At 56.0% G+C, this 12,458-nt stretch carries 4 protein-coding genes; 3 read left to right on the top strand and 1 reads right to left on the bottom strand.

Translation table 11 applies throughout. The features are described from left to right. Positions 1 to 46 precede the first annotated feature (46 nt). Entirely contained in the window at positions 47 to 910 is an 864-nt protein-coding gene (locus tag JYG33_RS11925; protein ID WP_207875837.1) for a DMT family transporter, read from the top strand. A gap of 138 nt (positions 911 to 1,048) precedes the next feature. Here JYG33_RS11925 and JYG33_RS11920 read toward each other — a convergent pair whose 3' ends face one another. Further along, positions 1,049 to 2,539 carry a nucleobase:cation symporter-2 family protein gene (locus JYG33_RS11920; protein ID WP_207872453.1) on the bottom strand — a complete coding sequence of 497 codons (1,491 nt, stop codon included), beginning with the start codon at positions 2,537 to 2,539 and terminating at the stop codon, positions 1,049 to 1,051. 1,002 nt (positions 2,540 to 3,541) lie between these two features. On the opposite strand from JYG33_RS11920, the gene JYG33_RS11915 reads away from it, so the two are divergent. Beyond that, positions 3,542 to 11,125, top strand: coding sequence for a type I polyketide synthase (locus tag JYG33_RS11915; protein ID WP_243430164.1), 7,584 nt, complete (start codon positions 3,542 to 3,544; stop codon positions 11,123 to 11,125). After that, complete coding sequence (locus JYG33_RS11910; protein ID WP_207872452.1) at positions 11,118 to 12,458, top strand: aminotransferase class I/II-fold pyridoxal phosphate-dependent enzyme; 1,341 nt, start codon at positions 11,118 to 11,120, stop codon at positions 12,456 to 12,458. Before JYG33_RS11915 ends, JYG33_RS11910 begins: the two co-directional genes overlap by 8 nt.

Here is a 12,458-nt window from a genome sequence, read left to right as displayed (position 1 = left end):
GCATAGCTGTGTTGTACTGACAAGCTTCTTGGTGGGAGTGTGAATGATGGATAGCAAGGCAGTCAGTTGGTTGAACGGCTTTATCGGGGTAGCAATTTTCGCGGGTTCATTACCGGCTACGCGAGTTGCTGTACTGGGCATGGATCCTTTTTTTCTGACGGGTGGGCGAGCGGTCGTGGCCGCCTTGCTGGCAAGTCTCTGGTTGCTGATCGGACGAGTGGCGCGTCCGCAACGCACCGACCTGGCCTCTCTGGCCCTGGTCGGCTTTGGTGTTGTCCTGGGTTTTCCTTTGCTGACCGCTTTGGCCCTGCAGTACATTACCTCGGCCCATTCCATTGTGTATCTGGGCTTGTTGCCTTTGTGTACGGCAGTATTTGGCGTCATCCTGGCCGGTGAGCGGCATAAACCCGTGTTCTGGTTTTTCTCCATTCTGGGCAGCCTGGTGGTGATGGCGTATGCCGCCAGGGAAGGGCTGGATGCCGCCTGGCAGGGCGATCTGTACATGTTGGCCGCTGTGGTGGTGTGCGGTATGGGCTATGCCGAAGGGGGACGTTTGTCGCGTCGTCTGGGAGGCTGGCAAGTGATTTGCTGGGCTTTGGTGCTGTCCTCGCCCTTTATGTTTGTCATGATGATCTGGTTCTGGCCGCAGAACTTCAGCGGGATTGATGCCTCGGCCTGGCTAGGCTTTGCCTACGTGTCGGTATTCAGCATGTTTTTGGGTTTTGTGTTCTGGTACCGAGGACTGGCGCAGGGCGGGATTGCGGCGGTCGGGCAGTTGCAGTTGTTGCAGCCTTTTATGGGACTGGGGCTGGCGGCGGCTTTACTGGGCGAGGCCGTCAATCCCAGCATGATTTGGGTCACCTTAGGCGCGGCTTTGTGTGTGGCAGGTGCCCGTCGTTTTGCTTCGTGATGAGCGGAGCATAAAAAGCTTTGCTGCGATATTGCTGGCTGACGAAGGCCTTGAACCTCTGGAATCCTTAGGCGATAAAAAAACCGGCCTGTCTACTTCAGTAGACAGGCCGGTTTCATGACAAGCATGGCTGGCGATTTACGCTTCGGCGTGCTTGGCGGCTTCTACCGCTGCCTGTGTATCTTCTTTAGCACCATTAAAGAACAAGTTCAGCAGAACGGCAGCAATCGAGGTCAGCAAGATGCCCGATTCGATCAGCGGGTGAATGGCGTGAGGCATCCACTGCATGTAGTTGGGCGCAACCAGAGGAATCATGCCGACGCCAATGGAGATAGCCACAATCATGGAGTTGTTGCGGTTGGTCTTGTAGTCCACGCCGGACAGAATGCGGATACCCGTGGCCGTGACCATACCGAACATCACAATACCGGCACCACCCAGAACCACGGTAGGCAGGGACTCAACCAGGGCAGCCATCTTGGGCAGCAGGCCCAGAATAATCAGAATGGCGCCACCGGCCACGCAGACAAAGCGGCTGCGTACACCGGTTACCGCAACCAGACCCACGTTTTGCGAGAAGCTGGAGTAAGGGAAGGTATTGAAGATACCGCCCAGCAAAGTGCCCAGACCGTCGGTACGCAGGCCGCGAGCCAGATCCTTCTGATCCACTTTCTTGCCTGTCATGTCGCTTAGCGCCAGGAACATGCCGGTGGATTCGATCAGCACAACGATCATGACCAGTGTCATGGTGGCAATGTGCAGGAGGTTGAATTTGGGCATGCCAAAGTGGAACGGCAATACCAGATCAACCCAAGCTGCATTGGCGACCTTCTCGTAGGTCATGATGCCCATGGCCGAAGCCACAATCGCGCCAATGACAATACCCAGCAATACGGCTACGTTCGCCAGAAAGCCTTTTGCAAATTTAGCGATCAGCAGGATCGAGGTCAGTACGATGGCGGCAATACCCAGGCCAGTCAGGTTGGCGTAGCGTGGGTTAGGAACTGTCGCCTTCAGGGCCAGACCTTCTGGCAAGGGAGGCAGGGCAGAACCTGGCATGGCCGCAGCCGATTGGGCGTGCTGTATCCAGGCCAAGTGGTCCGGGTTGATGACGCTGGGGGCAGTCGGGCCGAAGGGATTGCCAAAAATCCAGTTAATTCCCACGCGCATCAGCGTAATACCGATCATGGCAATAATCGTGCCGGTGACTACAGGGGGGAAGAAGCGCAGCATTCGGCTGACGGCAGGGGCAATGATCATCGTAATGATCCCCGCCCCGATCACAGTGCCAAAGAGCAGTTGGGCGCCTTCCTGGCCGGGGTTGGCCTGTGCCATCGAGACCATAGGGCCTACCGCGGCAAAGGTTACGCCCATCATGACAGGCAGTTTGATACCAAAGTACTGCGTAAAACCCATCGATTGAATGATGGATACGATGCCGCAGACAAACAAGTCAGCAGCGATCAGGATAGATACTTCTTCAGACGTCAGATTTAATGCCCGGCCCACAATTAGTGGAACCGCGACGGCACCGGCGTACATTACCAAAACGTGCTGCAGGCCCAGTGCAGCCAGCCTGCCGTTTGGTAATCGTTCGTCGACGGGTGCGGTGGTCGCGTTCGTACCCATGAAATGTCTCCAGAGTGGATTAATTATTAGATGAAGCCATTTCAATGTAACGGCGTGCGACAGCCGTGCCATAAGACAATTCGTATAGAGCCTAGGTGACCCTGGCTATAAATGAGGGATAACCCCCAAGAAAAATGCCCTGATTCGGGTGTTTTTGAGGTCGCTAAGGGAAAACACTGCTTCGGGGCCACATCGTCAGGTCAGAGTGGAAGATCGTTGTATACCTGCACCAGTAACGGGTTTGCACTCGTCGCGCGCTTGTCGTGTTTGTATCAAAAATGGCTTTTTTAATACGACTGGATAGTCTTTTTTGGTTGATGCTTTGGGACGAGCGTGTCAATTATGACTGGGTGCTAAGCCACCTGATAGTGATCAAGATGCTTGTTTGGCGCCTTTAGAGCAGCATCGGATTGTTACAGTGCTCCCCAGCTTCATTTCAATTCTTTATAGATTAGAACAACTGCGTAATGGTAACATTCTCAGTTGTATATCTTTTTGAAGCGTTGTGGGCAAGCTCTCAGAACAAAGAGTTTCCCTTGCGGATAAAGGTCTTCGCTGAATAACAAATTGCGGATTTGATTCTATGCAGGGTGGCAGCAGAATCAAACCGCCTTTGATGTTTTTCTAGTGTCTTGATTGGCTTGCCTTGATAAATGCGCCCAAGGCCTGGTTGTTTTTCAAACACTGGATTTTTGTTTTTAAAAATAAATAGAACAATATTGTCGGTGGATATTTAATTTGGATATTTTATTTATTGCGTAAAGAATTAAATAAAAATCGAAAATAAATATTATCAAATTGCATGGGGTTTATTTATCTTCCATGTAATTATTGTTTGTAAATCATAGTAACTGTGTGTAATTTTCACCATTGTTTACTGGTGTGCTGCCTGCGACACGACGATGTCAGAAGTCGTTGTCCGAAATAGCGTTTTATCAAATATGACTATTCCGTGCTCCGGGGTGACAGGGCGAGTCAGTAAAGATCGAAAGGGTAGGGTGCGTGTCTCAAAATACAGGCAAGGATGCTAATAAGTTAGAAGCATCCCGTACGGATATTAATAAAAGCAGTACTTCGTCTGGTGCAATCGCCATTATTGGTATGGCGTTTCGCTTTCCGGGCGACCTGTCGCAACCCGAACAGTTCTGGAATGCCTTAATTGAAAAGCGTGACCTGGTTACGGAAATCCCGGCAGATCGCTGGGCAACGGCCGAGTTGCAGCACGATAAACGGTCCGAACCGGGCCGCAGCATCACTTTTTCGGCGGGCGTTCTGTCTCGTATCGACGAGTTCGATGCGGACTTCTTTGGCATTTCCCCTCGCGAGGCCGCCTGGTTGGACCCTCAGCAGCGTTTGTTGCTGGAGCTGTCCTGGGAGGCCATGGAAAATGCCGGTGTCTTGCCGTCCGCCATGGCCGGTAGCGATTGCGCGGTTTATGTCGGTATTTCCGGTCTGGATTACGGCATGCGCGGCCTGGATGATCTGGCCAGCCTGACAGCTCATATGATGACCGGCAATACCATGAGTATTGCGGCCAATCGTCTGTCTTATGTCTACGATTTGCATGGGCCGTCCATGGCGGTGGATACCGCCTGCTCGTCTTCCTTGGTCGCTTTGCATCAAGCATGTTCAAGTCTGCGTAATGGCGAGGCCTCCACTGCTCTGGTGGGTGGCGTCAATCTGTTGCTGCATCCTTATCCCTTTATCGGTTTTACCAAAGCCTCGATGCTGTCGGCAGATGGTCGCTGCAAGGCGTTTGATGAAGCCGGTAATGGTTATGTACGTTCCGAGGGCGGCGCTGTATTGATGCTCAAGCCCTTGGAGCAGGCCCTGGCCGATGGTGATCAGGTACAGGCCGTCATTTTGGCAACGGGCGTGAATGCTGATGGCGCTCGCAAGACCGGCATCACTATCCCTAGCTGTCAGGGACAAATTGAGTTGATGCGCTCCGTGCTGGAGCGCAGTGGCCTGACGGCGGGTGATGTGGACTTTGTAGAAGCTCACGGCACCGGTACGGCTGTAGGCGATCCCATTGAAACTACCGCGATCAGCGCGGTGTATGGCAAATCGCGCGAACAGCGTTTACCTATCGGTTCAGTCAAAGCGAACTTGGGACATATGGAATCGGCCTCCGGCATGGCCGGTTTGGTCAAAACGGTGCTGGCTTTGCAGCATCAGGCCTTGCCCCCTGCCTTGCATTTGAAGACACCCAATCCCGCTATTGATTTTGACGGGCTGAATCTGGAGCTGTTGCCACAAGGCCGCGAATTGCTGCGTAGCGATGGCAAGCCTTTGGTGGCTGGCCTGAATTCTTTTGGTTTTGGTGGTGCCAACGCCCACGTCTTGCTGCAGGCTCCTGTAGCGACAGCAAGCCAATCGATAACGCTGCCGAACACGGGTTTGCCACCTTTGGCCTTGTCGGCCAAGACAGAAACCGCCCTGCGCGAGCAGGCGGGTAATTATGCGGACTTGCTGGACGGCAAAACAGCCCAAGATTTTTACGATGTCAGCTACGCTGTTGCTCACCGTCGTCAGACTTTGGCCCGTGGTTTGATCATTCAACCCGAAACGGTTGAAGAAGGCGTGGCGCAATTGCGTGCTTACGCGCACGGTCAGGCCCCACAAGGTCTGCAAACCGTAGACGCCCTGAGCAAAGAAGGCCAATTGGCCTTTGTCTACGCCGGTAACGGCGCGCAGTGGCTGGGCATGGGCGTGACCTTGTTGCGCGAGTCCCCTCGTTTCGCGGCTTTGCTGTCCGAACTGGACAGCATGATGAAGCCCTTGGCGGGCTTCTCGCTGCTGGAGCAATTACAGGCCGAACCTGCCGCTTCCCGCATGGACGACACGACAGTCGCCCAGCCTTTGCTGTTTGCCGTACAAGTTATTGTGACGCGCATGCTGCGCGAAGATGGGATTCAGCCCGATGCCGTAGCTGGTCACAGTGTGGGCGAGATCGCTGCCGCCTGGGCCGCCGGTGCTTTGGATCTGGAGCAAGCCATACGCGTGATTTGTGCCCGTAGTCAGGCTCAGGGTCTGACTCGTGGCCAAGGCCGGATGGCCGTTGTTGGTTTGTCGCTGGAAGCGGTGAATACCTTGTTGGAAGGCTTGGGTGCAGACTTGGGCGTGAATGTGGCGGGTGTGAACAGCCCCTCCAATATCACTCTGTCCGGCAGCCTGGAAGGCTTGCAGCGTATTCAGTCTGCCCTGGAAGGCCAAAGCGTTTTCTTCCGTCTGCTGGATTTGGATTACGCCTTCCATAGCCCCTATATGGATGGCTTGTTGCCGCATCTGGACAAGAGCCTGGGTGATTTGCAGCCCGGCCAGCAAGCAGCACAAGCCCGTTTTGTTTCGACCGTTACCGGTAAAGAGCTGTCCTCGCAAGAGCTGGGCGTGGATTACTGGTGGCGCAATATTCGCGAGCCCGTGCAGTTCGAGCAGGCTATTGCCTGCCTGGCCAAACAGGGCTGTCGTGTGTTTCTGGAGATTGGCCCGCACGCCATTTTGCAGCGCTATATCCGTGAAACCCTGACTCAGCTTGATGTTCAGGGTGTGGTGCTGTCCAGCCTGCGCAAGCATGACGATGGCCCGCAGCGCCTGGCCGATACGGCTTTGCATACCTTGGCCTTGTTGTCGACCCAATTGAAAGCCCGTTTCCCCGTGGCCGGTAATTCAGTGGATCTGCCTGTATACCCATGGCAGCGCGAGCGCCATTGGTACAAGTCCAGCACAGAAGGGATGCGCTCTATTGAGCGCCGTCGCGTGCATGATTTGCTGGGTTGGCGTTTACCCGACAGCGATCTTGGCTGGGAAAACGTGCTGGACCCAGTGATTCTGCCTTGGCTGGCCGACCACAAAGTTGGCGGGGCGATGGTCTACCCCGGTGCCGCTTATTTGGAAATGGCCTTGGCCGCCGCCCGCGAGTGGTTGGGCGAAACCCTGATTCTGGTGGATGAGCTGGATATTCTGGCCCCATTGGTGTTCGACGGTGAGCATGCCCGCAGCCTGCGATTTGTACTGAATCCGCGCGATGGCAGTTTCCATATCAAGAGCCGTCAGCGCCTGAGTCAGGACGAGTGGGTCGTCCATGCCAGTGGCCGTATTTTGGCGTCTGATGAGCGCCTGCCTAAAGCGGAACTACAGCCTCTGGTGTCGTCCACGCTGCAGATTGATCGCGAGCGTCATTACCGTCTGGCTCACACCTTGGGTCTGGATTACGGTCCTGCCTTTCAGGGCTTGAAAGAGGCCCACGTTCAGGGCACCTATTTGAGTGCCGAACTGGATATGCCGATCAGCCTGGATCAAGAGGCTTACCTGCTGCATCCGGCCTTGATGGACGTGTGTTACCAGTCTCTGGTGGATTTTTTCGCACTAGATATTGAAGCGGGCCAAGGCGTGGCCTTGCTGCCTGTGAAAGTAGGGCGTTTTACCTTGTCCACTGAAGGACAGGTGACGCACTTCCGTGCGCATCTGCGTCGTAGTAGTACTCGTTCGGTCTTGGCAGATTTTGAGCTGTACGGTGCTGATGGCTGCTTGCTGGCCAGCGCGCAGGCTTGCCGTTTCCGCGCAGCGTATTTCTTGCGCCAGGATCGTCATGCGGTCTCCAACTGGCAAATTACCCCGTATCTGCGCCCTCATCCTCGTGATGAGCGAGCTGCTGTTACGCTCGCGCCCGAACAACTGGCCCAAAGCGGTTGGGCAGCACTGGCTGATCAGCAGCAAGAACGCGAAACCTGGTTCCAGCAAAGCCTGCCTTTGCTGGATGCGCTGAGTCTGTCTTTTATCTACGAAGCCTTCCAAAGCCTGTCGACCCAGCCTTCCGCTATTAGCGCCGACGTCATGACTAGCCCATATGGCCGCTGGATGACAGATCTGCTCCGCCGTGAAGAGCTGTTGCAAGACAGCGAGCAGGGCTGGAATGTGGTGGATCAGGCCGATATGCCGCCTGCTCAAGATTTGTGGCGCACTATCTTGCAGGATTCACCCAATAGCCTGCCACAACTGACCCAAATTGGCTCGGTGGGCCGTCAACTGCCTGCCTTGCTGCGTGGCGAAGTGTCAGGCCCGAAATTGCTGGCCTCCTTGCGCCGTTCTCCCGTGGTTGAAGTGCTGTATGACGACGACACCATGTATCTGGGTGTGCGTCTGGCATTGGAAGCCCAATTGCGCGAGCTGGCCGCTAACTTGCCTGCCTCGCAGCGCCTGCGCGTGCTGGAAGTCGCCGTAGGCCCTAGCAATTTGCCCAAGACCTTGGCGGCTTGTTTGTCTGAAGATCAGTTCGACTATGTGCTGGCATTGCCCGACGCTGATTTACAAGCGCGTCAGGCAACTCAGCATCATGGCTTGGCAAATGTACAAGTTATTGGTTTTGACTTGCAGGAATGGCAGTTGGAGCAGGCTGACATCACTGCATTTGATGTCGTGATTCTGCGCCATAGCTTGCACCGCACGGTGCATGTGCCGCCTGCCCTGGCGCATAGCAAACAATGGCTGGCCGCCGAGGGTGTGCTGTTGCTGGCTGAATGTCACCCGGACTGGCATGCCGACTTCCTGTCTGGCCTGGACCCGAGCTGGTGGCATGAGTCCGGTGATACGCAATCCTCTTCCTTGTTGTCGCCTGAGGGCTGGCACAAGGCCTTGGAGCAGGCGGGTTTTGAGCAGGTGAAAACCGCTCTGGAACCTGCTGCCCAAGACTTAAGTGAAGGTGCCTATCTGCTACTGGCCAATGCGGCCAAGACTCAGACGGCACAGAATACAGAGTCCGTGCCCGCGGCTAATTGGGTGCTGCTGTTTGATGGCGCCTCCCAGATGCAAGCCCAGTCTTTGCAGACGCGCTTGCAAGCGGCTGGCCAAACCGTGAGTGCTCAAACCTGGCCTTTGTCAGACGATGTGTTGGCCGATCAGGCTGCCATCAATGTGGTGCAGATGCTGGGTTGGGGCGATACCGTAGACGCCGTTAGCGATACCAGTGGCAAGCTGCTGAGTCTGGCACAAAGCCTGTCCGCACGCGCTGCTCAAGGCCGCTTGTGGCTGGTGACTCAAGGTGGTGCTTTGCCCGCCATGGCAGACAAGCTGGATTGGGCGGTTAATCCGGCCCAGTCGGCTCTGTGGGGTTTTGGTCGGGTTCTGATGAATGAGCTGCCTGCCCTGTCCTGCACCATGATCGATTTGGCAGATGATGCTTTGGCTAGCGATCTTAGCCTGCGTCTGGAGCGAGAGCTGCTGTGGCCAGATCAGGCGACTGAAGTCGTCTTGTCCCAAGACGCGCGTCATACCTTGGTGTTGGCAGATGCCACCCAGGCAGGACAAACGCGGCTGAATCAGGACGCCCGCTTCAAGCTGGACTTCCAGGTGCCCGGACAACTGCGCAATCTGGAATGGCAAGCCATGCAAGTTCCGGCTTTGGCGGCGGATCAGGTTGAAGTCCGTACGATGGCAGCCGGTCTGAACTTCCGTGACGTGATGTATTTGATGGGCTTGTTGCCGGATGAAGCCGTAGAAAACGGTTTTGCCGGTGCCAGCCTGGGCCTGGAGTTCTCGGGTGTGGTCACACGCGTTGGTGCTGATGTCACCCACTTGGCTGTGGGTCAGCCAGTCATGGGCTTTGGCTCCTCCTGCTTTGCCAGTCATGTCGTGACGCGTGCCGATGCGATCGCTCCCATGCCTGAAGGCTGGGATTTTGAAGCTGCGGCTACGGTTCCCACCGTGTTCTTCACGGTGTACTACGCCCTGACGCATCTGGCCCAGATCCAGCCCGGTGAAAAAGTCCTTATCCACGGTGCTGCCGGCGGTGTGGGAATTGCCGCGATCCAGTTGGCCCGTCATTTGGGTGCAGAAATTTATGCCACCGCAGGTACAGACGAGAAGCGCGTCTTTGCCTCCCTGCTGGGAGCAGACCGTGTGTTCGACTCGCGCAGCTTGAGCTTTGCTCAGGATGTGATGGACGCTACCGGCGGTGAGGGTGTAGACGTTGTACTGAACTCGCTGGCAGGTGAAGCCATGCGCCGCAGCCTGGATGTCTTGAGCCCATTTGGCCGTTTCCTGGAACTGGGCAAGCGCGACTTCTTCGAGAATACGCCTATCGGCCTGCGCCCCTTCAAGAGCAACATCAGCTACTTCGGTATTGATGCCGACCAGTTGCTGACGGGACGTCCAGCTTTGGCCGGACGCCTGTTTAAAGAAGTCATGGAACTGTTCCATGATGGCGCGCTGTTCCCATTGCCTTACCGTAGCTTCGGTGCTGAGCATGTGGTTGATGCATTCCGTGCCATGCAACAGGCTCGTCACATCGGCAAGCTGGTGGTGTCCTTAAAAGATGCTCAGCCTGCATTGCCGTCCAAACACGCTATCGCTCCCCTTGATTTGTCCGCACAGGGCACTTGGTTGGTGACGGGTGGTTTGTCCGGCTTTGGCCTGGCTTCGGCCCAGTGGCTGGTCAAGCGTGGCGTGACATCCCTGGTTTTGGCAGGTCGTCGTGGTGCCGATACTCCGGGCGCACAAGAGCTGCTGGAGCAGTTCCAGACACAAGGCTGCCGTGTGCAAATCGTGGCGTGTGACGTCACGGATTTCGCAGCGGTACAGGCTGTTGTCGCGCAGATTCAGGCTGGTGATAGTCCTCTGACTGGTGTGCTGCATGCCGCCGCCGTGTTTGATGATCGCCTGATTGCCAATATGGATCAGGACAGCCTGAACAAGGTGCTGCAAACCAAGTTGGTCGGCGCCTGGAATCTGCACCAGGCAACGCAGGCGGTGAAGCTATCGCACTTTGTGCTGTATTCCTCGGTGACGACCTCTATTGGTAACCCCGGACAGGCGAACTATGTGGCCGCCAATGCAGGCCTGGAAGGTTTGACGCGCTTGCGCCAGAACCAGGGTCTGGCGGCTTCTTGTATTGCTTGGGGGCCGATTGGCGATGCAGGTTACTTGACCCGCAATGAAACCGTAAAAGACAGCTTGGGCAAGCGCCTGGGCAAAGCACCGTTGCAGTCTGACCAGGCGCTGGATCAATTGGATCGTGTGTTGGCCGTCAATGGCGAAGTATCCATCGTGGCCAACTTTGACTGGAACGCCTTGGCCCGCTTGCTGGCCTCGGCTCAGAGCGAACGCTTTGCCATCTTGAACCGTGCTCGCAAGGACCACGACTCCGGCAGCGACGGGCAGGATATTCACGCTTTGATCGCGGGTAAAACACCCGAGCAAATTCACGCTTTGGTGGCCGAGTGGGTGGCACAAGAAGTAGCCAACATTCTGCGCACCGAAGTAGACCGTATCGAAACCCAACGCTCCTTGCATGACCTGGGCATGGACTCCTTGATGGCTGTGGAATTGGCCTTGGGCTTGGAGCAACGCTTTGGCGTGCAGTTGCCCGCCATGGTACTGAACGATTCCCCCACCGTTTGGAACGTCGCGGCCCGCATTGTGGACAAGCTGACGGCCGGTGGCGAGGACTCGGCAGAGCAGGGAGCAGGGCATTTGGTAGCCGATGTCGTACGTCAGCATGGGGATGAGATGTCCGAGGCTGATTTGCAAGGTTTGGCGCAGGATGTACAGCGATTGGCAGAAACAGGGACATCACTGATTCATGAGTAAGAACGATCTGGCGCCAGGCAGTAAAGCACAGCTGATTCAGCGCATTCTGGGACGTAAAACCGGACAAGCTGCCAGCGATGGCCGCATGGCCGAGCAGTCCGCAAGCCGTCAGGCTGCGGCCAGCCACATCCCGGAGTCCTTTACCCGCTTTGATCGCCATCCCGGCTACGAGAAAATGCTGGTGCCCAAGGCCATGGCAGATCGGATGGGCGTGCGCAATCCCTTCTTTCGCAGTCACGACGGCGTGGCCGCTGCGCGCACCCGTATCGATGGGCGGGACTATCTGAACTTTGCCAATTACAACTATCTGGGTCTGTCCGCACACCCTGAAGTTAACGCGGCCGCTAAAGCGGCGATGGACCAGTACGGCACATCAGCCTCGGCCAGCCGTTTGGTAGCAGGCGAGCGCCGCGTACAGCGAGAGCTGGAAGAAGAGTTGGCACAGAACTACGAGGTGGATGATTGCGTAGTTTTTGTCAGTGGACACGCCACCAACGTCAGCACTATTGGTTACCTGTTCGGCCCTAAGGATCTGGTGATTCACGATAGCCTGATCCACAACAGTATTTTGCAAGGCATCCAGTTATCGGGTGCCGCCCGCCGTTCCTTCCCTCACAACGATAGCGCCGCTCTGGAGCGCATTCTGGCTGATATTCGTGGCCAGTTCGAGCGTGTGCTGATTGTGATCGAAGGTCTGTACAGCATGGATGGCGACATTCCCAACCTGCCTGCATTTATTGACATAAAACGGCGCTATAAAGCGTTCTTGATGGTCGATGAGGCGCATGCCTTGGGCGTGCTGGGCAAGACAGGTCGCGGCTCGCACGAACATTTTGCTGTGGCAGGCCGTGATGTCGATATCTGGATGGGCACCTTGAGCAAGACCCTGGCAAGCTGCGGCGGCTATATCGCTGGCGACCGCGCGCTGGTGGAGCTGCTTAAATACGCGGCCTCCGGTTTTGTGTACAGCGTGGGGATTTCTCCCGTGCTGGCGGCTGCTTCGCTTAAAGCCCTGCAGATCATGCGCCGGGAACCCGAGCGTGTGCATACCCTGCAAGAGCGGGGTAGTCAGTTTCTGAATTCGATGCGCTCGATGGGAATCAATACCGGCTTTGCCCAAGGCTATGCCGTCATTCCCGCGATTACAGGCAGTTCTCTGAAAGCAGTCAAATTGTCCGGCCAGTTGTTTGATGCCGGTCTGAATGTGCAACCCATTATTCATCCTGCGGTGGAAGAGAAAGCAGCACGTCTGCGCTTTTTCCTGTCCTCCACGCATAGCCAGGATGACATAGACCTGGCGTGTGAAACCGTTCACACGCTCATGAAGAAATAA

It is taken from the genome of Alcaligenes sp. SORT26, from assembly GCF_017377875.1.
Classification (GTDB): Bacteria; Pseudomonadota; Gammaproteobacteria; order Burkholderiales; family Burkholderiaceae_B; genus Alcaligenes; species Alcaligenes parafaecalis.
Note: the sequence above shows the minus strand (reverse complement) of the source record. Positions and strands in the feature narration are given on the sequence as shown.

What these genes read in the sequence shown, in the direction of transcription:
- JYG33_RS11925 (WP_207875837.1), top strand. Translation starts at nt 47, where the DNA reads ATGGATAGCAAGGCAGTCAGTTGGTTGAACGGCTTTATCGGGGTAGCA.
- JYG33_RS11920 (WP_207872453.1), bottom strand. Translation starts at nt 2,539, where the DNA reads ATGGGTACGAACGCGACCACCGCACCCGTCGACGAACGATTACCAAAC.
- JYG33_RS11910 (WP_207872452.1), top strand. Translation starts at nt 11,118, where the DNA reads ATGAGTAAGAACGATCTGGCGCCAGGCAGTAAAGCACAGCTGATTCAG.